We start from the raw sequence: 23,977 nt of genomic DNA, 5'->3' as shown, positions 1-23,977 counted from the left end.
TCTAAAGATAAAGTTCTGACCGAATGAAATATGCAAGCAATGTCCGTCACTGGCGGGCATGGGTCTGTCAAACAAACTGTGTAAATCCCCAATCTGAATCGGCCCTGCTTCCCTAGACAGATCCAAGCTTCATGGAAAAGCGTGGGGTCAGGTCTTGAATTGCATCAACATGATTGAAAGCAAGACCCCGGTGGTTCGGTGGTTCCGTCGGCTCGGAGCTTCTTCGTTATGAACCGGTTTGTGGCTGACCCTTCGGTCGGAGGTTCGAGGGGCGGGCCTTGCTTTCGATTTTTGCATGGTTTTATGAAATTGAAGGCCTGATCCCTGTGGGGTTCAACTTCGGGGCGGGCAGGGGCTGGTTATGGATGACAAGGTTCTTTTTGAAAAAATAGGTGCCATCATTGAGGTTCTTTCTGGTGAATTAAATTCATCAGAAATTTCGGATGGCTGGACGCCGGAAAGCAAAGAAGCCATCAAGGTGCTTTTTGAGAAATTGAAAAGTAATTTGCAATCTTGTGAAGCGTTGCCTCCAATGAGTATTTCTAGAGCGTTGGATCACTGGGGTGTTGTCAGTGGCGAAATGCTTGAGCAAGCTGCGCAGATATCAAATCAGCTAAGGTCTCGCCAACGTATTTAGTTGATCGATCAAGATTCCCTAGGAATATCCAAGCTTCATGAAATGCTGATTTGTCGGAGGTGTGCCGTTTGCGTGGTGGGTTCCTTCGCAGGCGGCGCAGATCTTCCGCTTGATCCGCTCGCGCTTGAGCGGTTGGAACAAACGCTTCGCGACCGCGCGGTCGTGGCATTTGCCCGATATTGAACTCCTCGCCCCCAAAGCAAAGCCCGGCAAGGCCTTGGGGGCGCTTGCCGGGCTTGGTGTTTGAACTTCTTCCGGGGCGTTCGCCCTTTTCCTTGCTTACTCCACCGTGACGCTCTTCGCGAGGTTTCTCGGCTTGTCGACGTCGGTGCCGCGGGCGCAGGCGGTGTGGTAGGCGAGCAGCTGCAGCGGGACGACGTGCAGGATGGGGGAGAGGGCACCGTAGTGCTCGGGCATCCGGATCACATGGACGCCGGGTTCGCTGGTGATCTTCGTGTCGGCGTCGGCGAAGACGTAGAGCTCGCCGCCGCGCGCGCGCACTTCCTGCATGTTGCTCTTCAGTTTGTCGACGAGGCTGTCGTTCGGTGCGACCGTGACGACCGGCATCGCGGCATCGACGAGCGCGAGCGGGCCGTGCTTGAGTTCGCCGGCCGGGTAGGCCTCGGCGTGGATGTAGGAGATCTCCTTGAGCTTCAGTGCGCCTTCGAGTGCGATCGGGTAGTGCCGGCCGCGGCCCAGGAAGAGCGCGTTCTGCTTCTTCGCGAAGTCTTCGGCCCAGGCCATGATCTGCGGTTCCAGCGCGAGCACGGACTGCAGCGCGACGGGAAGGTGGCGCATCGCCTTGATGTGCTCGGCTTCCTGCTCGACGCCCAGATGTCCGCGCACTTTCGCGAGCGCGAGGGTCAAGAGGAAGAGGCCGGCGAGCTGGGTCGTGAAGGCCTTGGTCGAAGCGACGCCGATCTCGACGCCGGCGCGGGTGATGTAGGCGAGCTTGCATTCGCGGACCATCGCCGAAGTCGCGACGTTGCAGATCGTCAGCGTCTGCTCCATGCCCAGGCTTCGGGCGTGCTTCAGGGCGGCGATCGTGTCGGCGGTCTCGCCGGACTGCGAGATCGTGACGACCAGAGTGCGCGGGTTCGGCACGCTGTCGCGGTAGCGGTATTCGCTGGCGATCTCGACGCTGGTCGGGATCTTCGCGATCGACTCCAGCCAGTACTTCGCGACCGAGCCGGCATAGAAGCTGGTGCCGCAGGCGAGGATCAGCACCGAGTCGATGTCGTTGAAGATTTTTCCCGCGCCTTCGCCGAACTGCGCCGGCGTGATCGCTTCGACGCCTTGCAGCGTGTCACCGATCGCGCGCGGCTGCTCGAAGATCTCCTTCTGCATGAAGTGGCGATAAGGGCCCAGCTCGGCGGCGCCGGTGTGCGCGTGCACGGTGCGCACGGGCCGCTCGGCGCGGACGAACTCGTCGCCGTGGCGCGCTTCGACCCAGAACTTGCCGATCTGCAGGTCGATGACGTCGCCTTCTTCCAGATAGACGATCTGGTCGGTGACTCCGGCCAGCGCCATCGCGTCCGAGGCGAGGAAGTTCTCATCCTTGCCGACGCCCAGCACCAGCGGCGAGCCGACCCGGGCGCCGACGACGCGGTGCGGTTCGTCGCGGCAGAACACCGCGATCGCATAAGCGCCCTTCAGGCGCAGCGTCGCCTGCTTGACCGCTTCGAACAGGTCGCCGTCGTAGAGCGAGTCGATCAGGTGGGCGATGACCTCGGTGTCGGTCTGGCTCGCGAACTCGTAACCCTTGCCCTTGAGCTCGGTGCGCAGCTCTTCGAAGTTTTCGATGATGCCGTTGTGCACGAGGCCGATGCGCTCGCGCGAGAAGTGCGGGTGGGCGTTGCTGACGACCGGGGCGCCGTGGGTGGCCCAGCGCGTGTGGGCGATACCGGTGAAGCCTTCGACCTTGTCGGCGTGGACCTGGGCGTCGAGTTCGGCGACCCGGGCCGTGCTGCGGGCGCGGCGCAGCGCTCCGTCCTGATGGACCGCGACGCCGCAGGAATCGTAGCCGCGGTATTCAAGCCGCTTCAGGCCTTCGATCAGGATGGGGACGATGTTCCGGGTGCTGACCGCACCGACGATGCCGCACATGCTGTGCTCCACAGAGAGGTTTCGATGGGCGGACTATAGGCAGGTTGGCGCGAAAGAGGTTTGCAAAATTCGCACGCCAGAGAAATAATCTTTCATGCTGTTTGATGCGTGAAACAATCTTTCATAGAGGCTCTGTCCGTGAGCGATTCTTCCGAAAGTCCGTCCCTGTCTTTCGATGCGACCGACCTGCGCATCCTCGATCAGCTGCAGCGCGACTCCTCATTGAGCAATCACGCGCTCGCCGCCAAAGTCCATGTGTCGCCGGCGACCTGCCTGCGCCGGGTCCGGCGATTGCGCGAGGAGGGGGTGATCGAGCGCGAAGTTGCGATCCTCTCTCCCGCCCACCTGGCCGCGGGCCTCGGTGCGATCGTCGAGGTGACGCTGGACCAGCAGGGTTCCGAGCACCAGCGCGAATTCGAACAGAACGCGAGCGCCGAAGCGGCGGTCCAGCAGTGCTATCAGGTCGCGAGCGGTCCCGATTTCGTGCTGATCCTTCAGCTCGCGGACATGGAGGCTTATCATGAGCTGGCCCACCGGCTGTTCTCCGGCAGCAGCAACGTCCGCAATGTGCGCACCTTTTTCACGGTGCGCCGCGGCAAGTTCTCCGCCGCGCTGCCTCTGCCGGCCTCCCCCCTCTGATTTCCCCCGGTGTCGATATGCTGTTACCCGAGAATTTCGAGCCCCTGGTCTGTGCTCCGGCCGACTGCGGCGAAGACGCGTACTGGTTCCTCTTCGATCAGCGAGCGCTGCTGGTCAGCACTGGCGACGAGCCGCCTGTCGTTCCGGTCGGCGCCGAGCCGCCCGTGGCCTGCGGGCAGCAGCAGTTCGTCGGTCTCTTGGCCGGCAAGCCCTGCTGGGCGGCCCGCGTCGACAGCGCGCAAGCGCCTGAAGCTTGGGTCTTCGAAGGGCTGCGCGGCTTGTTCAACCGTCTTCACGACGATCTGCTGGCCGTGGCCGGACGGGCGATCCAGCTCCTCGAATTCCAGCGCACCCACCGTTACTGCGGCGTCTGTGCGACCGAGACGGTCGATCACGATGAGGGGCGGGGGAGGTGCTGCCCCGCCTGTGGCGAGACGGTCTATCCGCGGATCGCTCCGGCGATGATGGTGCTGATCAAGCGCGACGGGCCGCAGGGGCGGGAATTGCTGCTCGCGCACGGCTCACGCTTTCCGACCGTGTTCTACAGCGCGCTGGCCGGCTTTGTCGAGGCGTCCGAGTCGCTGGAGGACTGCGTCCACCGCGAGACGATGGAGGAGATCGGCGTCAAGATCGCCAATCTGCGCTACTTCGCGAGCCAGAGCTGGCCTTTCCCGCACTCGCTGATGATCGCCTTCGTCGCCGACTACGTCAGCGGCGAGATCGTCTGCCAGCCGGGCGAGATCGAGGATGCGCGCTGGTTCAGTCTCGCCGCGCTGCCCGATCTGCCGCACCGCTTGTCGATCGCGCGCCGGCTGATCAATGCGACGATCGCCGAGGTCGCTCCGGATCATCCGGCCCTCGAAGAGACCGCGCTGCGGGCGATGCAGGGACCGCTGACTTCGGCGTGATGGCTTACCCTAGGCGGAGGGCTTTACTCTGTGCTAAGTTTGCGCTCATGAAAGCACTGAAAAGCGATCTCGCGAAGAAAGTCATGGCTGATCCGAAAGCCCGGGAACAGCTGCGCCGCTTTCTTGTCACGAGGTCGGGCAGGGCGCCCGCGCCGGTCATCGAACTGAGCGTCGAAGGCAAGCTTCTTCGCTTCACGCCTAAGGTCGTAGCCAAGGCTTCCTGAGCGGAGCGGGCGGATGAACTTCACTCTGCCCGCGCTCGTCGTCTTCATTCTTATCCTTCCTGGATTCATCGCTCGTTCCCGGATCAATTGGGACGTGAGCGAGAGTCTGTCACTCGATTATTCGCCTTTCGGTCAGGTCGCCATCGGGGCCGTGTTATGGGCCGCCGTGTTGCACCTGGTCTGGAGCCTGGCATTGTCCTGGCTGACGGACTACCAATGCCAACCTTGGATTGTGTTCGGGCTCGTCGGCTCGGATCCGGCTAGGCAGGGCAAGGCGCTCGCGGCACTCGAACAGCAAGTTCCGCTTGTCCTCGTTTATCTAGTATCCCTGGTCACTTTTTCGTATGTTGTGCCAGCCTGGGTTCGAAGGTTCATCAGGAAGTTCAGGCTCGATCGCAAAGGTGCCGGTTGGTGGAGCGGGTTCCTGCGTGTCTCGGGAGCTCCGTGGTACTACCTGTTGACGGGGGCGGACTTCACGGAAGAAGAGCGTCCAGACCTGATCCGGATCAGCGCGATCGTCAGTATCGCCGGCTGTCCCTATCTGTATGTCGGCTGGCTCGATGATTACTTCCTCGATCAGGAAGGGCGGCTTGATCGCCTGGTTCTGATTGAGGCGATGAGGCGCCCTCTGAATCAGGACAAGTCCGGCGATGAAGCGGACAGGGATCGTTTCTACCCGATAGAAGGGGACAGTTTCGTGTTGCGCTATAGCGAAACGACGACGCTCAACGTCGAGTACGCCAAGCTGGCCGCGGCAGTCGATGGAGCGGATCTCGATCATGGATGCGCCGAAGTGGATGCTCCGCTGAGCTGACGCCTCCGTTGGCGGACCTGTGTAGCACTTTGAGCTACGTTTGCAGCCAAAAGTGCTACGTTTTTGACGGGCTTATTCGACCCCGGGTCTGAGCAGTCCGTACCAGGCCGAGGGCAGGCCGTCGTCGCCGACTTCGGTCTGCACATGGATGAAGCCATTCTTCTCGAGCGCCTTGACCGAGGCTGCGTTGTCCGGATCCAGAGTCGCGAGGATCTCTTCGAGCTGGGGGCGGCGCCACGCGGCGGCGACGATCTCGCCGACCAGTTCGGTCCCCAGGCCCCGGCCCCAGAAGTTCGGCGACAGCGCGAAGAGGATCTCGACCAGCGGGGGCTCGGGTGTGTTCGGCGAATGACTGAGTCCGCCCCAGCCGATCACGTCGCCGCTCTCTCGCTCGACGACCGCCCAGCAGCCGTAGCCGAAGCGCGCATAGCTGCGCAGATGGCTCTCTATCCAGCGCAGCGTCGTCGCCCGATCGAGCGTCGCGCCGGTTCCGACCCCTTTCATCACGAGCGGGTCGGCGGTCAGCGCGGCCAGCGCGTCGAGGTCGGCGAGACTCCAGGGCCTCAGTTCGAGGTGGGCACTGCGCGCTTCAGGGCGTGAGTTCATCATTTCCTCTTTGGGGGTTCGCAGGGAACGGGCGGGGTCGCCTTACTTGGCTTTCTTGGCCGGCCTCTTCCAGCCGAGCAGGGTCAGCTGCCGGGCGCGGGACAGGGTCAGTTCTGCGGGCGGTGCGTCTTTGGTCAGCGTCGTGCCAGCGCCCAGAGTCGCGCCGCGGCCGACGCGGACCGGCGCGACGAGCTGGGTGTCGGAGCCGATGAAGACTTCGTCCTCGATCACGGTGCGGAACTTGTTCGCGCCGTCGTAGTTGCAGGTGATCGTTCCGGCGCCGACATTGACCCGGCTGCCGATGTCGGCGTCGCCGAGGTAACTGAGGTGGTTCGCCTTCGAGTGGGCGGCGATCGCGCTGTTCTTCACTTCGGTGAAGTTGCCGATGTGCACGTCCTCGGCGAGGACCGTGCCCGGCCTCAGCCGCGCGAAGGGGCCGATCAGGTCCTTGGGGCCGACCGACGCGCCTTCGAGGTGGCAGAAGGGGTGGATCAGGGCGCCGGCGGCGATCTTGGTGTTGCGGATCACGCAGTTCGCGCCGACCCTGACTCCGTCGCCCAGAGTGACTTCGCCTTCGAAGACGCAGCCGACGTCGATCTCGACGTCGCGCCCGCAGACGAGCGCCCCCCGGATGTCGATGCGCGCCGGGTCGATCAGCGTGACGCCGGCCTGCAGCAGCGCTTGCGCCAGGTTCCTCTGGTGCAGGCGTTCGAGGGAGGCGAGCTGGCTCTTGTCGTTGACGCCCAGCGTCTCCCAGACCTCGGCCGGCTGGCTGGTTTGAACCGTGATGCCGTCGGCGACCGCCATCGCGATGATGTCGGTCAGGTAGTACTCGCCCTGGGCGTTATCGTTCGACAGCCTGGCGAGCCAGCCGCGCAGGTGCTGGGCCTGGCAGCACAGGATGCCGGTGTTGACCTCGGTGATCGCGCGCTCGGCCTCGCTCGCGTCCTTCTGTTCGACGATGCGCACGACCTTGCCCGCTTCGCGGACGATGCGGCCGTAGCCGGTCGGGTCTGGTATGTCCACGGTCAGCAGCGCGAAGCCGTCGGTGCCGGCGCGAGTGATGAGCTCGGAGAGCGTCTCGCGGCGGGTCAGCGGCACGTCGCCGTAGAGGATCAGCACCGGACCGGATTCGGGCAGGTGGGGCAGGGCCTGGGCGACCGCGTGCCCGGTGCCCAGCTGTTCGGCCTGGTGAGCCCAGGCGAGGTCGGGTGCGTCGAGCGCCGCGCGAACTGCTTCGCCGCCGTGGCCGAAGACGACGCTGAGCTTGTCCGCACCCAGGGCGCGGGCGGTGTCCAGCACATGAGCGAGCAGCGGCCGGCCGGCCAGAGCTTGAAGAACTTTCGGCAGAGCGGAACGCATCCGCTTGCCCTGGCCCGCGGCGAGGATCACGACGTGCATGGCAAACCTGAAAAAGAGTCGGAGGTGGCGAGGATTCTAGCAGCGGGGCGCCGTTATAATCCGCCCTTTAAGCCAATAACTCCCCCCATCATGGATACCCTGCTGCTGATCAAGGCGCTGATTCTCGGCGTCGTCGAAGGGCTGACCGAATTCCTTCCGGTCTCTTCGACTGGCCACCTGATCCTCGCCGGATCGTTGCTCAACTTCAACGACGCCCGCGGCAAGCTCTTCGAGATCGTGATCCAGTCGGCGGCGATCTTCGCGGTCGCGATCGAGTACCGTCAGCGCCTGATCGACACTTTTGCGAATGCCTTCCACGACAAGGGCGCGATGCGCTTCATAGTCAACGTGGGCATCGCCTTCATCCCGCTCGCCGCGCTGGGCCTGCTGTTCGGCAAGGCCATCAAGGCCCACCTGTTCAACCCGCCGGTTGTCGCGAGTACCTTCATCCTCGGCGCTTTCGTGATCCTGTGGGCCGAGGCGAGGCAGAAATACACCCGGGTCGAGACCGTCGAAGAGATGAGCGGGCTCGATGCATTGAAGCTCGGTATTGCCCAGGCTTTCGCGCTGATCCCCGGCACTTCGCGGTCGGGTTCGACGATCATCGGCGGGATGCTGTTCGGCCTGTCCCGCAAGGCGGCGACCGAGTTCTCGTTCTTCCTCGCGATTCCGACTCTGGTCATCGCGTCGCTGTACGAACTCTACAAGGAGCGCGCGCTGCTCTCTGGTGACGACGCCGGGATGTGGGCGGTCGGCTTCATCGCTTCCTTCATCTCGGCCTATCTGTGCGTGCGCTGGCTGCTGCGCTACATCATGACCCACGACTTCCGCCTCTTCGCCTGGTACCGGATCGCCTTCGGCCTGGTGATCCTGCTGACCTGGCAGATGGGCTGGGTGCAGTGGGTCGATAACTGATCCCCCTGCAACAGGCAAAGTTTTGAAACGAGCCCCGCCGAGACGGGGCTCGTCCGTTTACGTTAGCCTCTCGACGTGATCATCTATCTGCATGGATTCCGCTCCGGCCCCGCCTCCTCGAAGATTCAGGAGCTGGCCGGGCACATGAAGGCCCGCGGCCTCGCCGATCAACTCTGGTGCGAGCAGCTCTCGCCGGTTCCGTTCGAGGCGATCGCCCAGGCCGAAGCGGCGATCGCTGCCTGCGCGACTCCTCCGACCCTGGTCGGCAGTTCTCTGGGCGGCTTCTACGCGACCCATCTCGCCGAGAAGCACGACCTGCGGGCAGTGCTTGTCAATCCGGCCGTCTTCCGCGACGGCTACGATCCCTCGCCTTTTGTCGGCGAGCACGAACACCTCTACACCGGCGAGCGCTTCAGCTTCACCTGGGAGCACGTCGAGCAGGCCGAGGCGCTGCGCGTCGAGCGCATTTCGCACCCGCAGAACTTCTGGCTGATGGTCGAGGAGGGCGACGAGGTGCTCGATGCGCGGCTCTCTATCGCGCACTTCGCCGGCGCCCGGCAGACCGTGCTGCCCGGAGGCGATCACGGTTTCTCGCGGTGGACCGAATACCTCGATGAAGTGCTGCGCTTCGCCGGGCTGATCTGATGGGGGCTCGCCTGGATCGGCGCGGAGTGATCTGCGCGCTCTGCGCTTTTTTCGTCTGGGGCGTCTCACCGATCTTCTTCAAGGCCTTGTCCTGGGTGCCGGCGGCCGAGATCGTCGCGCACCGCGTGCTCTGGTCGGTGCTGTTGCTGCTCGCCTGGATCGGTTTCCAGCAGGGCTTCGGCAAGCTGAAGGCGGTGTTCGCACGACCGCGCATACTCGCCTTGCTGGGCCTGACGACAGTGCTGACCGCGAGCAACTGGCTGATCTACGTCTGGGCCATCCTGGCCGGCCACACCGTCGAAGCGAGTCTCGGCTATTTCATCAACCCCTTGCTCAATGTCGCGCTGGGCGCGCTGGTGCTGCGCGAACGGTTGCGCCCCCTGCAGTGGGCGGCCGTCAGCCTCGCGGCGCTCGGGGTGGTTTCCCGGATCGTCATGATGGGCCGCCTGCCCTGGATCGCGCTGTTGCTGGCCGGCACCTTCGCGGCCTATGGCCTGCTGCGCAAGAGGGCTCCGGTCGATTCGGTCAATGGACTCTGCGTCGAGACGCTGCTCGCCTTGCCCGTCGCGCTGGCCTATCTGCTGTGGGTGGGAATCGGTGAAGGCCTGCATGGCGCGGACAAGGGCTGGGCGCTGCTGCTCTTGCCCGCAGCCGGTTTGCTTACGACAGTCCCTCTGGCGCTTTTCACCGAAGGTGCGCGCCGGTTGCCGCTCTCGACGCTCGGTCTGCTCCAGTACATGGCGCCGACGCTGCAATTCCTCTGCGCGGTCTTCGTGTTCCGCGAGGCCTTCGGGCCGACGCAGCTGGCGAGCTTCGCGCTGATCTGGGCTGGACTCGCGCTCTATTCATTCGACGCGTTGAGGCGCTGAAGTCCGCCGGCCTGCCGCTATAATCGAGCGCTTGGCCAAAGCGGGATAAGCCCATGCATGTGTTGTTCGAAGAGGATGGCGGTTTCAAGGCCGCGACGATCCTGACCCAGACCGATAGTTCGCTGCAGGTGGAGACGCCGCACGGCAAGCGCATCAAGCTGAAAAGCGCGAACGTGCTGCTGCGCTTCGAGTCTCCCGCTGCGAGCGAGCTGATGGCGCGCGCCGAGGCCGAAGCCGAGGCTCTGGAGACCGAATTCCTCTACGAAGTCTGCGGCGAAGCCGAATTCGGCTTTTCCGAGTTCGCCGCCGAGTACTACGGCCACACCGCCAACGCGGTCGAGAACACCGCGGTGCTGCTGCGTCTGCACAGCGCTCCGGTCTGGTTTCACCGCAAGGGCAAGGGGCGTTTTCGCAAAGCGCCGCCCGAGATCCTCCAGGCCGCGCTGGCCGGGCAGGAGAAGAAGCGTCAGCAGCAGGAAACGGTCGATCGGCTCGCTGCCGAGCTCGTCGCCGGGCGTCTTCCCGACGAAGTGCGCGCGATCGTGACCAGCCTGCTCGTCAAGCCCGACCGCAACAAGCTGGAGACGAAGGCGGTCGAAGCGGCCTGCGACGCTTCCGGCAAGAACCTCGCCCAGTTGCTGCTCGCCTGCGGCGCGTTTGAATCGGCTTTCGCTTATCACCGCGCCCGCTTCCTGTCCGAGCATTTCCCGGACGGCCCCGAATTCCCCGATCTGGACGTCCCCGAACCGGCAGCGGAATTGCCGCGCGCCGACGTGCGAGCCTTTTCGATCGACGATGCGACGACGACCGAGATCGACGATGCGTTCTCGATCACGGCGCGCGCCGACGGAGGCTGGCGGATCGGCATCCACATCGCCGCGCCCGGAGCCGGCATCACCCAGGGGGCGCCGCTCGACGCGGTCGCGCGGCGGCGCCTGTCCACGGTCTATATGCCCGGCGACAAGATCACGATGTTGCCCGACGGCGTGGTCAGCCGCTACACGCTCCAGGAAGGGCGCGAGAGCGCGGCGCTGTCGCTGTATGTCGATCTGAACCGCGACTATGTGATCGTCGGACACGAGAGTCGGCTCGAAATGGTTCCGGTCGCCGCGAACCTGCGCCACCACGACATCGAACCCTGGTTCAACGAGCAGACGCTGACGGCCGAGCTGCCCGAGCAGCCCTGGCGGGACGAGCTGAAGCTGCTCTGGGAGTTCGCGACCGTGCTCGAAGCGGGCCGCGGCAAGCCTTCGGCGAACCAGAACGCTTACGACTTCAACTTCTACGTCGACTGGGAACAGCAAGGCCCGGACGGCGCGGGCCGGGTCCGGATCGAGCGCCGCAAGCGCGGCTCTCCGCTCGACAAGCTCGTGTCCGAACTGATGATCCTCGCCAACAGCACCTGGGGCCAGGATCTGGCCGACGCCGGAATCCCCGCGATCTATCGCGCCCAGGGGGCGGGTCGGGTCAGGATGACGACCGCCGCGGCGCCGCACGAAGGCCTCGGGGTCGATTGCTATGCGTGGTCCAGCTCGCCGCTGCGCCGCTATGTCGACCTGATCAACCAGCGCCAGCTGATCGGCATGCTGAACGACGGCACCGCGCCTTTCGGCAAGGGCTCGGCCGAACTCGCCGCGGCGATGAACGACTTCGAACTCGCCTACTCGGCCTATGCCGATTTTCAGCGGCAGATGGAGCGTTACTGGTGTCTGCGCTGGATGCGCCAGGAAGGGCGAAGCGAGCTCTCCGGCCATGTGATCCGCGAGAGCTTGGTCAGGCTGGAGGAGATTCCCTTCGTCGCGAAGATCCCCTCGCTGCCCGAGCTGCTGCCGGGAACCCGGGTTTCGCTGGCTGTCGAAGGTCACGACGATCTGGCGATCGAAGCGCGCCTGCGCTACATCGGAAACCTGAGTTCGGAGGCCGGGCAGGAGTCGGTCTCTGAAGAAGATGCTTCGGATTGAGCGACAAATCGTTAGAATCCCGTCGTCATGTCCGCAAAACCTAAAACCCGCTCCCGCGCGAAGCCCGGCAAACCCGTCGCAGCGCCTGCCCCGACCGCAGCGCTGCTGGCGGAAAAGCCTGTCGTCAGGCACCGGCTTCGTTTGCCCGCCGCAAGCCGCCGCATAGGCAGTGAACATGTGTTCTGGGCCGCGATCTGCGTCTCGGTGTTGATGCACATGGCCCTGCTGGCGATGCACTTCAAACCTTTCGAAGCGAGGCGCAACGGTCAGCTCGACCGGGGGCTGGAAGTCGTGCTGGTCAATGCCCGCCATGCCCACGCGCCGAAAAAGCCGCAGGCCCTGGCCCAGGCCAACCTCGACGGAGGCGGCAACACTTCCGACAGCAAGGCGATGCCGGCCACGCCTCTGCCCTCGCAGGAGCAGACCCAGGCGGGCGATGCGCTGATCCAGACCTTGAAGCGCGCCGAACAGCTCGAAGCGCTGCAGCGCGAACTGCTGGTGCAGAGCCGCAAGCGCGCGTCCGTTCAGCTCGAACATCCGGCGCCGCTCGAGAACGCCAAGCCGAGCGCCGTGCGCGGCGATGAGGACGAGGAGCGCCACCGCGCGATCGCTCGCCTCGAAGCGGTGATCGACAAGGATCAGCGCGATTACGCGGCGCGGCCGCGCAAGAAGTTCATCGCTGCGCGCACCGCCGAGTTCGCGCCGGCCCAGTATTTCGAGGACTGGCGGCAGAAGGTCGAGCGGGTCGGCACGATCAACTTCCCGCAGGCCGGGGGAAAGCGGCTCTATGGCAGCGTGGGCCTCTATGTCGAGATCCGCGCCGACGGCTCGGTCGCGGTCGCCGAGGTCCGGCGCTCCTCGGGCAACCGCTCGCTCGATAACGCGGCGCTGCGCATCCTGCAGCTCGCCGGGCCTTTTGCGCCTTTCCCGAGCAACATCCGCAAGGAAGCGGATATCCTGCAGATCTATCGAACCTGGGACTTCTCGCGCGCCGATGTGCTCGACGCGAGCCGGGATGCGCCCCGCTGAAGAATTCGTTTCATGGACCTCTACGCTGTCTTCGGTAACCCGATCGCCCACAGCCGCTCGCCCTGGATCCACGCGCGCTTCGCGGCCCAGACCGGCGAAGCTCTGAGCTACGAGGCCATCCTCGCGCCGACCGACGGCTTTGCTGCAGCGGTCGCGGCTTTCCGCGCCCGGGGCGGGCGGGGCGCGAACGTGACCGTGCCCTTCAAGCTCGACGCCTTCGCGCTCGCCGATCGCCGCAGCGAACGGGCCGAGGCGGCGGGGGCCGCGAATACGCTGATCTTCTCGGCCGATGGCGTGCTCGCCGACAACACCGACGGCGCGGGCCTCGTCCGCGACCTCGCTTTTCAGGGCTGTGCCCTCTCCGGGCAGCGCGTGCTGCTGCTCGGCGCCGGCGGCGCGGCGCGCGGCGCGCTGCTGCCCTTGCTCGCCGAGAAGCCCGGCCGGCTCGTCGTCGCGAACCGCACCGCCGCCCGGGCGACCGCGCTGATCGCCGGGCGGGATTGCGGCGCCACCGAACTGGCCGCCTGCGGCTTCGATGATCTCGCCGGATCGAGTTTCAACGTCGTGATCAATGCGACTTCGTCCTCGCTCGCCGGCGAAGCGCCGCCGCTGCCGCGCGGCATCTATGCCCCGGACAGCCTCGCCTACGACATGATGTACGGTCGGGACGAGACCGCTTTCCTGAGTGCGGCCCGGGAACTCGGCGCGGCTCACTGTCTCGACGGTCTGGGCATGCTGATCGAACAGGCTGCCGAGAGCTTCTTCCTGTGGCGCGCTCTGCGCCCCGACACCGGAGCGGTCCGCCGGGATTTGAGAACCTTGCTCGCTTCATGATTGGCTTCGCACGTATCGTCAAACTGGGCCTGTTCAGCCTGTTGCTGATCTTCCTCGCCTATCAGCTGTGGATCTTCGGTCATGTTCTGGCCTGGCGCTGGATCGATCCGGGGGAGACCAGCTTCATGTCTCTGCGGCTCGCCGAGATGCGCGAGACCGATCCCGACGCAAAGCTGCAGCACGAGTGGGTGCCCTACGCGAAGATCTCGAACCGGCTCAAGCGCGCGGTCGTCGCCGCCGAGGACGACAAGTTCGTCGAGCACGACGGCTTCGACTGGGACGGCATCGAGTCCGCGATGAAGAAGAACGAGAAGAAGGGCAAGCCGGTCAGCGGTGGCTCGACGATCAGCCAGCAGCTCGCGAAGAACCTCTTCCTGTCGCCGACCCGCAGCTATGTCCGCAAGGCCGAGGAAGCGCTGATCACGGTGATGATCGAAGCGCTGTGGGACAAGCAGCGCATCCTCGAGGTCTATCTGAACGTCGTCGAATGGGGCAACGGCATCTTTGGCGCCGAGGCCGCCGCCCAGCACTACTACGGCATCCCGGCCGCAAAGCTCAACGCGGCCCAGGCCGCGCACATCGCGGTGATGCTGCCCAACCCGCGCAAGTACGAGAAGAAGTACGGCTCCCGCCTCTCCGCGCACGCGGCCAAGATCCAGCGCCGGATGGGCAACTCCGAGGTGCCGAAGACCGCCCGTTGAGCCTTCAGTAGTCGAACAGCGATGGCCATTCGATGAAGAGGGGCGGAGCCTCTCCGGCCTGAATCCGCGCGAGCAGGGTTTCCGTCTCGTTCTGCTGCAGCGCCATCGCCATGCCCGGAGCCCAGCGCTCGAAGACAGGTTCAGGTTCTCTCCCCGCGAAGAGCTCCTGCACGTGGGCTGAACCGGCAGGCAGAGGCAAGGTCAGGGACTTAGCCTGCCATCCCGTCCAGCCCGCGATGCGCGAAGCGAGCACGCCAGCGCTCGCGGCGTCCGCAGCGAGAAAGCGCAGTACTCCCGAATCGGCCATCGCTTCAGCACGGGCGTCGAAGCGCGCGTGGCCGACGATCTGTCCCCCGCGCTCCAGCACGCAGGCGATGATTCCCCGAGTGGCCGAGGACCAGGGGAGCAGACCCGGGCCTGGCTCCAGAGCCCCGTCGACCCCACCGCAGAGCCTGTGCCACAGCGCGCGCAGTGCGAACTCATCGCCGTCGTGCAGCGGGCGCAGGCGGTAGCCTTCGGGATCCGCGGCGAGCGCTTCGGGCATCGCAATGGAGAGCGCATGGCGGCCAAGGCAGCCGCACTGGAGTCCGAAACGCGGGTAGTAGGCCTCGTGGCCGAGCAGGAAAAGCAGGTCGATTCCGGCTTCGCGCAGCGCCGCGATGCCCTGGCGAATCAAGGCACCGCCAATGCCTTGCCTCTGCCTGTCCGCACGAACCGAGAGCGGAGCGAGGCAGGCCGCTCGCCTCGTGCCACCGAGCAGGTGCATTGCGACATGGGTCCATTGGGCATGGCCGATGACGGAGTTCTTTTCGTCGACTGCGACGAAGCCGTGGCTCTCGGGGAGGGCCGAGAGCCGTGCGGGCAGCAGACCGGAGTCGGAGTTCCAGGCGGGGCCGAAGACATCGAAAAGGGTGAAAGCAGAGAGCGTGCAGTGCGTGATCGCGGGCAGATCGGCCGCGTCGGCGCTGCGGATGTGAAAGACGGGAGAAGGACTGCTGGATACGGGACTTGCCATGATGGGACTCCGTCAGGGCGAAACGCGCGGTTTCGCCGGGCGCAAGAAGTCATGGGGCGGATCGGCCCCATGCCTGAGCTTTCTCGTCCCCGGTTCGGGGGCGGCGGTCTTAACGGAGTGCAATGTCCAGCATGTCGCCCAGTCTAGCGGCGACGACGCGCTTCGACCAGCCCTTTGCCGCGCGCGTTGCGCAAGAGCCGCGGGCTGCGCCGCTCACCGACGATGCGCCTATACTGGGATCTCGACTGTAGCGCTCGCCCCCGTTGCATGTGCCGTCGACGTTCTGCTCAGCCGGTCTTTTCAAGGAGAATGAGTCATGGGAAAAATCCAGAAAAGCAATAAGGAAGAGAAGAAACATCCGCAGATGAGCGTCAAGGAAAAGCGCGCCGCGAAGCAGCACAAGAAGGAAATGCGTGATGCGCCCGCGCCGCTGATCACTCCGCCGCAGCACTGATCCCAGGGGAGAACCCCCGTCAAGAAGCCCGCTTTCCCCGCGGGCTTTTTCTTGTCCACTTCAGGCTATGCTCTGTCCGAACCCTGATACGTGGAGACGCAATGCCCCTCTGGTCCATCCTTGTTCCGCTCTTCGCCGCGCTGATCCTCGCGGCTTCCGGTCTGATCGGGATGCTCCCCGGTTTTGCGGCGCTCGCATTCGCCGCGCTGGTCTCGTCCGTGCTCGCCGCGGTCCATCACGCCGAGACCGTCGCTCACAAGCTCGGCGAGCCGCTCGGCACGCTGGTCCTGGCGCTCGCGGTCACTGCGATCGAAGTCGCGCTGATCATCGCGATCATGCTCGCCGGCGGAGACGGGGCGGAACGCGTGCCGCGCGACACGATCTTCTCCGCGGTCATGATCATCAGCACCGGAGTCGTCGGCCTCTGCCTGCTGATCGGCGGGATGCGCCACCGCGAGCAGAGCTTCCGGGTCGAGGGGGCTTGCGCGGGGATCAGCGCGCTCTTCGCGCTGTCGGTGCTCTCGCTGGTGCTGCCGACCTTCACGACCAGCTCGGCCAGCGGCACCTACACGAACTCGCAGCTCGCTTTTGCCGCAGTCGCGTCGCTGGCGCTGTGGGGCGTCTTCGTGTTCATCCAGACGGTCAGGCACAGGGACTACTTCCTGCCCCGCGAGGATGTTTCGAACGAGGAAGTCCACGCCGAGCCTCCGACGAGCGCCCAGGCCTGGGCGGCTCTGGCGCTGCTTTTTGTCGCGCTGGTCGCGGTCGTCGGACTCGCAAAGATGCTCTCGCCGACGATAGAGCGGGGCGTTGCGGCGATCGGCGCGCCGAAATCCGTGATCGGTGTCGTGATCGCGCTGCTGGTGCTGCTGCCCGAAACCTGGGCGGCGATCCGGGCGGCGCGCGCGAACCGGATCCAGACCAGCCTGAACCTCGCGATCGGTTCGGCGCTGGCGAGCATAGGCCTGACCATTCCCGCCGTCGTCGGCGTTGCGGTTGTGCTGGATCTGCCCTTGCGCCTGGGGCTGGAGGGCAAGGATCTGGTTTTCCTGGGGCTCGCGTTCGGGGTGTCGACGCTGACGATGAGCAGCGGGCGCACGAACGTGATGCAGGGCGCGATTCACCTGGTGATCTTCGCCGCCTTCCTGTTCATGAGCGTCGTGCCCTGAGCGTTCAGTCCGCCGCGCAGGCTTTCGCCGGGTTTTCCTGCTCGGCCAGCGCGGCGCCCCAGTCGCGCAGGCCGAGCGCGGCGAGCACGATGAATGCGGCATAGAGCCCGGCTGTCAGCGGCAGACCCTTGAGCAGGTAGAGGCCGACGTAGATCGCGTCCAGTGCGATCCACAGCCACCACGAGGCGAGCTGTTTCCTTGCCGCCCAGAGGCTCGCGACGAGGCTGAAGGCGGTCAGCTGCGCGTCCAGCCAGGGCAGCGCGGCATCGGTCAGCGTGTGCATCGCAAAGCCGAGCGCGATGCCGCCCAGCGCACCGGCAACAAGGCCCGAGCGCAGCTGGCCGGGAGCCAGGTGTTCGACGCGGACCTTGCCGGCTTCGCTCCGGCCGGTTTTCCAGCGCCACCAGCCGTAGCCCTGCAGCAGCGCAAAGGCGAACTGCAGCAGCATGTCTGAGTAGAGCTTGATCTCGAAGAAGAGCCGGCCGTAGAGCAGCACTCCGATCAGACCGACCGGCCAGCACCAGAGCGTGCGGCGGGTCGTCAGCCAGACCCCGAGGGCATTGACGAGGACGGCGGTGATTTCGAGTGGCGACATCGACTCCCTTTCAGAAAGCGAACTGGCCAGACAGCCTCGCGGTCAGCGGCGCGCCCGGGAACAGATAGCCATCCCCGGCGGATTCGCCGACATCGCGCCAGTAGCGCTTGTCGAACACGTTGTCGATGGCGAGGTGAAGTAGCGTGCGATGTCCCGCGATCTGTGTCGCATAGCGTGCGCCGACATTGAACACCGCGTAGCCGGGCACCGAGACCGTGCCCGCCCGCGTCGCGGTCTTGCTCGAACTCGCCTGCAGACCGGCCAGCAGGCCCAGGTTCTCGAAACCCGGCACGGCATAGTCGCCATAGAGGCTGGCGCGCAGCCGGGGCACGTTGATGGCCTGATGTCCTTCGTAGGCGGCCGTGCCGGTGTCTTCGGCCCGCGCGCGGATCGCCGCTGCACTGGCCGAGATCCTCAGCCGCGGATGGACTTGCCCGGTCGCCGACAGTTCGAACCCACGGTTCTTCTGCCAGCCCTGCTGGACGAAGGAGTAGCTGCCGTCGGCTTCGGGGCGCGCGTACTGATAGACCTGACGGGCCTGGAACAGCGCGGCCGACAGACTCAGAGCTCCCGCTTCGATCTTGATCCCGGCTTCCGTTTGACGGGTCTGGGTCGGCGCGAGGATCTCATTGCCGTTGTTAGCCCACCAAGGGGCGGTGCCGCCCTGGCTCAGGCCTTTTGCCCAGCTCGCGTAGAGCGAGGTGTTCGCTTGCGGTTTGAAGATCAGCGCGGCTTGCGGCAAGAACACCGACTGGGTCGTGTCCCGAGTCGTGTCGCCCGAAGACGCGAAGGCCTTCTCGGCTATCCGGGTTTCGCGAGCGCCGAGCAGGGCTTGCCAGCGAGGGCTGAAGAGGATGCGGTCGGTGGCGAAGATCCCGTTCTGACGGCTGTCCAGCCGGCGGTAGGGCGTTCCGGGGGTGGTGGGCGAAGGCGAAAAGGAGAGCTCCTCAGAGAGCGAGCTCGTGCCGACGTAGTCGTAGACCGGGTTGCCGCTGTCGACGGTGCGGCGAAAGCCGCTCGCGCCGAGGCTGAGTTCGTGGGAGATACCCAGGGTTTCGACGCGGCCGGCGAGGCGGGCTTCGACTTCGTCGTTGATCCTCACTTCGGCCGGGCTGCGGTAGTCGTAGACGTCGAACTGGCCGTCGCGGCTGAAGGCGTTGCCCGGGGTGCCTGCCGAGCAGCTCGCGACGTAGTAGCAGCCATAGACGAAGGCGACGTTGTCGTCGATCCGGGTTCGGCTGCGCGAGGCGGAGAGCGCGCCTTTCCAGTTCTCGGTGAAGCGGTATTCGGCGCGTGCGCCGAGGTTCAGCGCGCGGTTCGTGACCGGGTCGGCCCAGCTCTGGTAACCGAGCAGGCGGCGCGGCGAGAAGTCAGAGGGGAGCGTCGAGCCGCCGAGCAGCTGATAGCCGGAGGCCGAGCGCTGGGATTTGTCCTGGAATTCCGCGTCGAACTCGATGTCCAGCTGCGAACTCGGTTTCGCGTCGATGGCCAGCGAGGCGAACTTGCGCTTGCCGTCGGTGTGCTCGACATAGGACTGGATGTCCTCCCAGGCGAGGTTGATCCGTGCGCCGTAGCGGTGATCCGTGTCGAACCAGTGGCCGAGGTCGGTCGCGAGATAGCGGCCCCCCTGATCGTTGGTGCCGGCGGTGACGGTGCGGATTTCCTCGCTGCGCTTCGTGACGAAGTTCACGAGACCGGCCGGAGCGGCGATGCCGCTGGCCAGTCCGGCGAGGCCCTTGAGCACTTCGACGCGTTCCTTGTTCTCGAGCGCAACGTTCTGTTCGCCGGTGATCGTCCTGCCGTTGATCTTGTAGCTGCTCGCCAGGTCGAGCGCGAAGCCGCGGATCACGAAGTTCTCGTAGTAGCCGACCGGCGCATAGCTATCGCCGATCGAAGCGTCGTTGCGCAGCGCCTGGCTCAGGAGCCGGGCCTGCTGGTCTTCGAGCAGCTCGCGGGTCAGCACCGAGACCGAGGCCGGCGTGTCGAGCAACGGAGCTTCGATGCCGGAGACCGAAGCGTTCCTCGCCTGGTAGCCGCTCTGCAGCTTCCTGCCCTGGACGGTGATCGTCTCGGTCTGCGCGTCCGAGGTGCTCTGTGCCTGGGCCGCCGCGCTGACGAGGCAGGCCAGCAGCATCAGGATTTGGCGAGACTTCTGTTCTGTACTCATCGTGAATTTCCTGTGTTTCGTCCGGCGATCCGTTCGAGCAGAAGCCTTCCGCTGCCTTCGGAAAACCATTGGGTATGCCCGAGCAGATAGCGCTGATAGGCGACGCTAGTGTTTTCCGGTGAGCCGACGATGCCGTGAAAGTATTCGACTTCGCTGAGCGCGAAATCGGCATGGACCAGGGGCAGCAGCGCGGCGAGGGTTTCGGCTTCGAATGGTCTGAGCGAAGCGTAAGCCGCGAGCAGCGCGGCGATCTGCTCGTATTGCACTTCGGCGTCGCGGCCTTCGTCCAGATCCAGCCAGCCGATTCCGTTGCGTTCGATCGCGGTCGCCAGGTCGAAGAGCGCGAAGTTTCGATCGGCGAGACCGAAATCGAGCACGCTGCGCACTTCGTTGCCGGACCAGAGCAGATTCGACGCATGCCAGTCGCCGTGTGTCCACAGCGCGGTTTGCGCGGCGAGGCGGGGCCTCAGCCGGGCATGGAAAGGCAGTAGCGTTTCGCCTATCTCGCGTCTCCAGTCGCGATCGGCGAGCGCTTCGGCGAGGGCGGGGCGGTGGGCGAAGCTCGCCTCGATCGCCGCGACCGGGTTTGCCGCGCCGAAGAGCCGGAAATTGGCGACCAGAACCGGGGTGCTGCGCGGGGCGGCTGTGAAGCCTTCGGCCGCACGGTGCAGCTCGGCGAGCGCGCGACCGGCGGCCCAGGCGTGCTCGGGGCTCAGGAAGGGCGTCCAGGACAACGCGTCGCGGTACAGATCCTCGCCCGGTGCCGTCCGATGCACTTCAAAGACCCATCCGCCTTCGCTGACTGCGCTCAGGCCTTCGGTTGTGCGCAGGATCGCCGCGACCGGCGCGCCGCGCCGGGCGAGATGATCGATGAAGCGGTGCTCTTCGCCGAGCGTGGTCGCCGTGCGCACCGCGCTGTGATGGCGTTTGACGAAGAGCCTGCCGGTCGAAGTCTCGACCAGACTGGCCGCCGAGAACGGGCGCGGGCTGTGCCAGCCGAGCGAGAGCAGATGGCCCTGGCCCGGGTAGCGCGCGAGAACCCGCTCGACTTCGTCGGCCGAGAGTTCTGGCCAGTCGGGCGCAACCGGTTCCCGTCCCACTCCGTGCGCAGTGGGCGCAGGGGAGGGGGATTCAGGCGGAGAGACGGGGGTTCTCGAACTCATCGGTTGCAGGGGATCAGGGGGACGCGATTATCGCATCGTCGGCGGTTTCGGGGCTTCAATGTGCGGTTCTTCGGCATTGCCGCGGCCCGCGAGTTCCCGGCGCAGATCGCCGTTGGGCCGCGTGGCTGACGGGCTGTTTCCGGGCTTCGGCTCCGGAGCTAAGATGTCGTCCTCTCTTTGTACGGGAAATGGAATGTCATTCACCGCTTGGGGCTGGAGTCCGGTTCTTGCGATCGTTCTGTCGCTGGGGCTGGTGTCGGGAGCGCAGGCCGACACGGTGTCGGATCAGGAGCGGCTTGAGGCGACGGTTCAGCTCCTGCGCGAGCAGGCCGGTGCGCCGAGCCATCCAGACCTGGCGCGGCTGGCCCTGGCGATCGATGATTTTTCCAACTGGCACAGGATCATGAGGGCCTATCCCGGAGCCGAAGGCTGGCGGAGGATGACCCAGATCCGCGACTCGGTCGAGCAGAGCGAGGTATCTCCCTGCGCCGAGGATTTGAAGCAGGCCGTGCTGAGCTGCATGCAGCCGGGTCTGGCTTCGGCCCGGACCCGGGCTGCCGAGCTCGCGACGCGCTTCGGCGTCTGCCGGATCGATCTGTACAAGACCCGCCTGCCCAATGCCCGCCAAGCCTGCCAGGGCTGATCGGCTTATTGGGCCAGAGAGGGCGTGATCGCCAGCGCTGCCGCTTCGGCGGCGCAGTCGGTCTGGGGCTTCAGGCCCTTCTTGCGGGCGGCGGCGAGTTCCTCCCGGGCGGCCGCAAGATCGGCGAGGAAGGCCGGTTCGGCGTGCAGGCGGGCGACCGTTCCCGCACCGACCAGGCGACCCTGCATCACATCGCTGTGCCAGTGCACGTTGCAGACGTTGCGGCTCTCGCCATAGTTGCGACCGCGCACGAGGATTGCGTCGGCCTGCTCGGGCGAAAGCTCGGCGAGGATCAGCGCCCAGCCCCAGCCGGCCGCATTGTGTCCGGACGGGTAGGAACCGTTCTTCGCGAGGTCTTCGCTATCCTCTGGCGTGCAAATCGGTTCCTTGTTGACCATGAAGGGCCGGGGGCGCTGGTAGTGCTTCTTCGCGCTGCGCGTCGAAGCGCCCAGATCGGCCAGGCTGCGCTGCAGCAGCCGGTAGAGGCGCGGAGTGTCCGCTTCGGTGATCGCGGTGTTCACGGCACAGGCGAAGATTCCGGCCGCATGCGGAAAGCTCAGATCGGCATCCTGTGCGGCCTGTTTCCAGCGCGGCGTGTTGCGCAGCGCGAAGCTGCGCTGCGCGATCTCCTCGTCGAGCGCCATCGCCGCCGAACCCGGGGCGGGCGGGGGCGGAACCTGGACGAGGCTGCTTGGCACGGCCGCCGCAGCCAGGTAGCCGCGGTAGCGTCCGTCGGGCCCTGCCACCTTTTCCAGCGGGGGCGTCGCACAGGAGGCGAGCGCCAGCAGCAGCGTTGATTGAAGAAGAAGGCGGGCCACCGCTCGTTGTCGCATTTGATCTCTCCTGTGTCCGACCCGCGGGGAAGATCCGGGTTGGGAGTGCAATGGAACGGAATTGTGCCTCGATTTGATGGAGGCGCAGCTTCACGAGTGGGCCGGGCGGGAAAGTTTTGCCTTGGCCGTGCAGATCAGCCCCTCTTTCCGGACTGAATTCAGGAACTCCGGAAGAGGGGCGGGGGCAGCCTATCTGAGCCAACGGTCAACGTCGTCGGGGGTCGGCAGTTTTCCCGTTGAGACGAGGCGTCCCTCTACGGCTATGCCGGGGAGGGCGAGGACGCCCGCCGCGGCGATCATCGCGTAGTCCGTCACCGTTTCGATTTCGAACTCGACTCCGCGTGCTTCGAGTGCGCGCACGAGCGCGAGAGTGCTGGTTCTCAGGCAATCGCTGCAGCTGGAACTGTACAGGGTGATTTTCATCTCAGGCACCTCAGAGCACGGCATTGAAGACGTATCCGACCAGCATGATTCCGCTGGCGACGATTCCGACGAAAGTGGCGATCAGGCGTGGTTTGAGGGCTTTGCGCAGGATCAGGATTTCGGGGGCGGAGAGCGCGATCACGCTCATCATGAAGGCCAGCACCGTGCCCAAGGCCGCGCCTTTGGCGATCAAGGCCTGGACGATCGGAAAAACGCCGGCCGCACCGGTATAGAGCGGAACTCCGATCAGCACAGCGACCGGCACCGACCACCATGAGTCGCGCCCCATCAGCGATGCGAGCAGATTCTCGGGTACATAGCCATGGATTGCTGCGCCCAGCGCGATGCCGATGACGACGTAGAGCCAGACCTTGGCGAGGATCTCCTTGACGTGGCCAAACGCCGAGTCGAATCGCTGGGCCCAGTCCATCCTCGGGCCATCCTGCACGGGAGTCTCGCCGCGGGCGATCTTCTGCACCCAGTCCTCCAGGTGGTTTTCCATCCGCAGCTTGCCGATGATCAAGCCGGCGACGATCGCGACCAGCAGACCCAGACCCAGGTAGAGAATGGCGACTCTCCACCCGAACATCCCGAAGAGCAGCGCGAGCGCGACTTCATTGACCATCGGGGCGGAAATCAGGAAAGAGAAGGTCACGCCCAACGGCACGCCCGCTGACAGAAGGCCGATGAAAAGCGGCACCGCGGAACAGGAACAGAAGGGGGTGACGATGCCCAGAGAGGCCGCAAGGACATTGCCAAGCCCGGCGCGACGGCCGGAGAGCAAGGCACGCGTTTTTTCCGGGGAAAAGAAGCTCTGGACAATCCCCATCAGGAACACGATGCCACCGAGTAGCAGCAGGATTTTGGGGGTGTCGTAGAGAAAGAAATGGACGGCCTCTCCCCAGGCGTTCTGCCGCGACAGACCGAATGCGCGGACCAGCGCGGAGGCTGCGGGATCCAGGAAGAGGAGGGCTGCGTACCACAACGGGGCGGCCACCATCAGCTGAACCAGCCAGCGGTTCAGGGGTCTGGAAGGGAAGGTGATCGTGTTCATGCTTTTCCTTGTTTGGATGAATTTCACCCGAGGGAGACGCATGAACGCGGAAAAGGATGCTGCTTCCCGCCTGAAGCCCGGATGCCCTTGTCTTCTTTTGGCTACTCAGGGCCCGACATTTGAACATCGTGTGGCGCCGAACAAGAGGTCGGTCGCCGCGCCAGGCGACGAA

General features: G+C 65.2%; 25 protein-coding genes. 15 read left to right on the top strand and 10 right to left on the bottom strand.

Annotated elements, in window-relative coordinates:
- Positions 1-361: 361 nt before the first annotated feature.
- Entirely contained in the window at positions 362-637 is a 276-nt protein-coding gene (locus ACHFB9_RS15960) for a hypothetical protein (protein ID WP_417068455.1), read from the top strand.
- 279 nt (positions 638-916) lie between these two features.
- Here the strand turns inward: ACHFB9_RS15960 and glmS are convergent, their stop codons facing one another.
- Positions 917-2,743, bottom strand: coding sequence for a glutamine--fructose-6-phosphate transaminase (isomerizing) (gene glmS / locus ACHFB9_RS15955; RefSeq protein ID WP_417068454.1), 1,827 nt, complete (start codon positions 2,741-2,743; stop codon positions 917-919).
- A 138-nt stretch (positions 2,744-2,881) separates the two neighbouring features.
- On the opposite strand from glmS, the gene ACHFB9_RS15950 reads away from it, so the two are divergent.
- The 4 genes from ACHFB9_RS15950 to ACHFB9_RS15935 are packed head-to-tail and all read left to right on the top strand — an operon-like array spanning position 2,882 to position 5,328.
- Positions 2,882-3,382, top strand: coding sequence for an Lrp/AsnC family transcriptional regulator (locus tag ACHFB9_RS15950; RefSeq protein ID WP_417068453.1), 501 nt, complete (start codon positions 2,882-2,884; stop codon positions 3,380-3,382).
- A 17-nt stretch (positions 3,383-3,399) separates the two neighbouring features.
- Positions 3,400-4,290 (top strand): NAD(+) diphosphatase, encoded by an 891-nt coding sequence (gene nudC / locus ACHFB9_RS15945; protein ID WP_417068451.1) that lies wholly within the window; start codon positions 3,400-3,402, stop codon positions 4,288-4,290.
- A gap of 47 nt (positions 4,291-4,337) precedes the next feature.
- Positions 4,338-4,514: a hypothetical protein gene (locus ACHFB9_RS15940; protein ID WP_417068449.1), complete on the top strand. Its 177-nt coding sequence runs from the start codon at positions 4,338-4,340 to the stop codon at positions 4,512-4,514.
- A 13-nt stretch (positions 4,515-4,527) separates the two neighbouring features.
- Positions 4,528-5,328 carry a hypothetical protein gene (locus ACHFB9_RS15935; RefSeq protein ID WP_417068448.1) on the top strand — a complete coding sequence of 267 codons (801 nt, stop codon included), beginning with the start codon at positions 4,528-4,530 and terminating at the stop codon, positions 5,326-5,328.
- A 72-nt stretch (positions 5,329-5,400) separates the two neighbouring features.
- On the opposite strand, the gene ACHFB9_RS15930 is transcribed toward ACHFB9_RS15935, so the two are convergent.
- Positions 5,401-5,934: a GNAT family N-acetyltransferase gene (locus tag ACHFB9_RS15930; RefSeq protein ID WP_417068447.1), complete on the bottom strand. Its 534-nt coding sequence runs from the start codon at positions 5,932-5,934 to the stop codon at positions 5,401-5,403.
- Positions 5,935-5,976: 42 nt separating this feature from the next.
- Positions 5,977-7,335, bottom strand: a complete 1,359-nt coding sequence (gene glmU, locus ACHFB9_RS15925) for a bifunctional UDP-N-acetylglucosamine diphosphorylase/glucosamine-1-phosphate N-acetyltransferase GlmU (protein ID WP_417068446.1) — start codon at positions 7,333-7,335, stop codon at positions 5,977-5,979.
- Between the two features lie 90 nt (positions 7,336-7,425).
- Here glmU and ACHFB9_RS15920 point away from each other — a divergent pair, with 90 nt between their 5' ends.
- The 7 genes from ACHFB9_RS15920 to mtgA all read left to right on the top strand — a co-directional run bounded on the left by ACHFB9_RS15920 (position 7,426) and on the right by mtgA (position 14,289).
- Entirely contained in the window at positions 7,426-8,250 is an 825-nt protein-coding gene (locus ACHFB9_RS15920) for an undecaprenyl-diphosphate phosphatase (RefSeq protein ID WP_417068444.1), read from the top strand.
- A gap of 75 nt (positions 8,251-8,325) precedes the next feature.
- Positions 8,326-8,895 carry a YqiA/YcfP family alpha/beta fold hydrolase gene (locus ACHFB9_RS15915; RefSeq protein ID WP_417068442.1) on the top strand — a complete coding sequence of 190 codons (570 nt, stop codon included), beginning with the start codon at positions 8,326-8,328 and terminating at the stop codon, positions 8,893-8,895.
- Complete coding sequence (rarD, locus tag ACHFB9_RS15910) at positions 8,895-9,764, top strand: EamA family transporter RarD (RefSeq protein WP_417068441.1); 870 nt, start codon at positions 8,895-8,897, stop codon at positions 9,762-9,764. Before ACHFB9_RS15915 ends, rarD begins: the two co-directional genes overlap by 1 nt.
- Positions 9,765-9,817: 53 nt before the next feature.
- Entirely contained in the window at positions 9,818-11,725 is a 1,908-nt protein-coding gene (locus ACHFB9_RS15905; protein WP_417068440.1) for a ribonuclease catalytic domain-containing protein, read from the top strand.
- A gap of 27 nt (positions 11,726-11,752) precedes the next feature.
- Entirely contained in the window at positions 11,753-12,754 is a 1,002-nt protein-coding gene (locus ACHFB9_RS15900; protein WP_417068438.1) for an energy transducer TonB family protein, read from the top strand.
- Between the two features lie 12 nt (positions 12,755-12,766).
- Complete coding sequence (aroE, locus tag ACHFB9_RS15895) at positions 12,767-13,588, top strand: shikimate dehydrogenase (RefSeq protein WP_417068437.1); 822 nt, start codon at positions 12,767-12,769, stop codon at positions 13,586-13,588.
- On the top strand, positions 13,585-14,289 hold the full coding sequence (mtgA, locus tag ACHFB9_RS15890) for a monofunctional biosynthetic peptidoglycan transglycosylase (RefSeq protein WP_417068436.1): 705 nt from the start codon (positions 13,585-13,587) through the stop codon (positions 14,287-14,289). Before aroE ends, mtgA begins: the two co-directional genes overlap by 4 nt.
- Before the next feature lie 4 nt (positions 14,290-14,293).
- On the opposite strand, the gene ACHFB9_RS15885 is transcribed toward mtgA, so the two are convergent.
- Positions 14,294-15,304, bottom strand: a complete 1,011-nt coding sequence (locus ACHFB9_RS15885; protein ID WP_417068435.1) for a GNAT family N-acetyltransferase — start codon at positions 15,302-15,304, stop codon at positions 14,294-14,296.
- A 316-nt stretch (positions 15,305-15,620) separates the two neighbouring features.
- Here ACHFB9_RS15885 and ACHFB9_RS15880 point away from each other — a divergent pair, with 316 nt between their 5' ends.
- Positions 15,621-15,758, top strand: coding sequence for a hypothetical protein (locus ACHFB9_RS15880; RefSeq protein WP_417068433.1), 138 nt, complete (start codon positions 15,621-15,623; stop codon positions 15,756-15,758).
- A 101-nt stretch (positions 15,759-15,859) separates the two neighbouring features.
- Positions 15,860-16,927 (top strand): calcium:proton antiporter, encoded by a 1,068-nt coding sequence (locus tag ACHFB9_RS15875; protein WP_417068432.1) that lies wholly within the window; start codon positions 15,860-15,862, stop codon positions 16,925-16,927.
- A gap of 4 nt (positions 16,928-16,931) precedes the next feature.
- Here ACHFB9_RS15875 and pnuC read toward each other — a convergent pair whose 3' ends face one another.
- The 3 genes from pnuC to ACHFB9_RS15860 are packed head-to-tail and all read right to left on the bottom strand — an operon-like array spanning position 16,932 to position 20,789.
- On the bottom strand, positions 16,932-17,522 hold the full coding sequence (gene pnuC / locus ACHFB9_RS15870; protein WP_417068431.1) for a nicotinamide riboside transporter PnuC: 591 nt from the start codon (positions 17,520-17,522) through the stop codon (positions 16,932-16,934).
- A 10-nt stretch (positions 17,523-17,532) separates the two neighbouring features.
- Positions 17,533-19,689 (bottom strand): TonB-dependent siderophore receptor, encoded by a 2,157-nt coding sequence (locus tag ACHFB9_RS15865; RefSeq protein WP_417068429.1) that lies wholly within the window; start codon positions 19,687-19,689, stop codon positions 17,533-17,535.
- Positions 19,686-20,789 (bottom strand): phosphotransferase enzyme family protein, encoded by a 1,104-nt coding sequence (locus tag ACHFB9_RS15860; RefSeq protein ID WP_417068428.1) that lies wholly within the window; start codon positions 20,787-20,789, stop codon positions 19,686-19,688. Before ACHFB9_RS15860 ends, ACHFB9_RS15865 begins: the two co-directional genes overlap by 4 nt.
- Before the next feature lie 256 nt (positions 20,790-21,045).
- Here ACHFB9_RS15860 and ACHFB9_RS15855 point away from each other — a divergent pair, with 256 nt between their 5' ends.
- Positions 21,046-21,495: a hypothetical protein gene (locus ACHFB9_RS15855; protein WP_417068426.1), complete on the top strand. Its 450-nt coding sequence runs from the start codon at positions 21,046-21,048 to the stop codon at positions 21,493-21,495.
- 5 nt (positions 21,496-21,500) lie between these two features.
- Here the strand turns inward: ACHFB9_RS15855 and ACHFB9_RS15850 are convergent, their stop codons facing one another.
- From ACHFB9_RS15850 to ACHFB9_RS15840, 3 genes are all read right to left on the bottom strand, one after another.
- Positions 21,501-22,328, bottom strand: coding sequence for an acid phosphatase (locus tag ACHFB9_RS15850; protein ID WP_417068424.1), 828 nt, complete (start codon positions 22,326-22,328; stop codon positions 21,501-21,503).
- A 189-nt stretch (positions 22,329-22,517) separates the two neighbouring features.
- Positions 22,518-22,751 (bottom strand): thioredoxin family protein, encoded by a 234-nt coding sequence (locus tag ACHFB9_RS15845; protein WP_417068423.1) that lies wholly within the window; start codon positions 22,749-22,751, stop codon positions 22,518-22,520.
- A gap of 10 nt (positions 22,752-22,761) precedes the next feature.
- Positions 22,762-23,805 carry a permease gene (locus ACHFB9_RS15840; RefSeq protein WP_417068421.1) on the bottom strand — a complete coding sequence of 348 codons (1,044 nt, stop codon included), beginning with the start codon at positions 23,803-23,805 and terminating at the stop codon, positions 22,762-22,764.
- Positions 23,806-23,977 lie beyond the last annotated feature (172 nt).

Origin of the sequence: Niveibacterium terrae, assembly GCF_048213115.1 — a bacterium.
Classification (GTDB): Bacteria; Pseudomonadota; Gammaproteobacteria; order Burkholderiales; family Rhodocyclaceae; genus Niveibacterium; species Niveibacterium terrae.
This window is presented reverse-complemented; position numbering and strand designations above follow the sequence as displayed.

Coding starts and splice junctions, on each gene's coding strand:
- ACHFB9_RS15960 (WP_417068455.1), top strand. CDS start 362: ATGGATGACAAGGTTCTTTTTGAAAAAATAGGTGCCATCATTGAGGTT.
- glmS (WP_417068454.1), bottom strand. CDS start 2,743: ATGTGCGGCATCGTCGGTGCGGTCAGCACCCGGAACATCGTCCCCATC.
- nudC (WP_417068451.1), top strand. CDS start 3,400: ATGCTGTTACCCGAGAATTTCGAGCCCCTGGTCTGTGCTCCGGCCGAC.
- ACHFB9_RS15940 (WP_417068449.1), top strand. CDS start 4,338: ATGAAAGCACTGAAAAGCGATCTCGCGAAGAAAGTCATGGCTGATCCG.
- ACHFB9_RS15935 (WP_417068448.1), top strand. CDS start 4,528: ATGAACTTCACTCTGCCCGCGCTCGTCGTCTTCATTCTTATCCTTCCT.
- ACHFB9_RS15930 (WP_417068447.1), bottom strand. CDS start 5,934: ATGAACTCACGCCCTGAAGCGCGCAGTGCCCACCTCGAACTGAGGCCC.
- glmU (WP_417068446.1), bottom strand. CDS start 7,335: ATGCACGTCGTGATCCTCGCCGCGGGCCAGGGCAAGCGGATGCGTTCC.
- ACHFB9_RS15920 (WP_417068444.1), top strand. CDS start 7,426: ATGGATACCCTGCTGCTGATCAAGGCGCTGATTCTCGGCGTCGTCGAA.
- rarD (WP_417068441.1), top strand. CDS start 8,895: ATGGGGGCTCGCCTGGATCGGCGCGGAGTGATCTGCGCGCTCTGCGCT.
- ACHFB9_RS15905 (WP_417068440.1), top strand. CDS start 9,818: ATGCATGTGTTGTTCGAAGAGGATGGCGGTTTCAAGGCCGCGACGATC.
- ACHFB9_RS15900 (WP_417068438.1), top strand. CDS start 11,753: ATGTCCGCAAAACCTAAAACCCGCTCCCGCGCGAAGCCCGGCAAACCC.
- aroE (WP_417068437.1), top strand. CDS start 12,767: ATGGACCTCTACGCTGTCTTCGGTAACCCGATCGCCCACAGCCGCTCG.
- mtgA (WP_417068436.1), top strand. CDS start 13,585: ATGATTGGCTTCGCACGTATCGTCAAACTGGGCCTGTTCAGCCTGTTG.
- ACHFB9_RS15885 (WP_417068435.1), bottom strand. CDS start 15,304: ATGGCAAGTCCCGTATCCAGCAGTCCTTCTCCCGTCTTTCACATCCGC.
- ACHFB9_RS15880 (WP_417068433.1), top strand. CDS start 15,621: ATGGGAAAAATCCAGAAAAGCAATAAGGAAGAGAAGAAACATCCGCAG.
- ACHFB9_RS15875 (WP_417068432.1), top strand. CDS start 15,860: ATGCCCCTCTGGTCCATCCTTGTTCCGCTCTTCGCCGCGCTGATCCTC.
- pnuC (WP_417068431.1), bottom strand. CDS start 17,522: ATGTCGCCACTCGAAATCACCGCCGTCCTCGTCAATGCCCTCGGGGTC.
- ACHFB9_RS15865 (WP_417068429.1), bottom strand. CDS start 19,689: ATGAGTACAGAACAGAAGTCTCGCCAAATCCTGATGCTGCTGGCCTGC.
- ACHFB9_RS15855 (WP_417068426.1), top strand. CDS start 21,046: ATGTCATTCACCGCTTGGGGCTGGAGTCCGGTTCTTGCGATCGTTCTG.
- ACHFB9_RS15850 (WP_417068424.1), bottom strand. CDS start 22,328: ATGCGACAACGAGCGGTGGCCCGCCTTCTTCTTCAATCAACGCTGCTG.
- ACHFB9_RS15845 (WP_417068423.1), bottom strand. CDS start 22,751: ATGAAAATCACCCTGTACAGTTCCAGCTGCAGCGATTGCCTGAGAACC.
- ACHFB9_RS15840 (WP_417068421.1), bottom strand. CDS start 23,805: ATGAACACGATCACCTTCCCTTCCAGACCCCTGAACCGCTGGCTGGTT.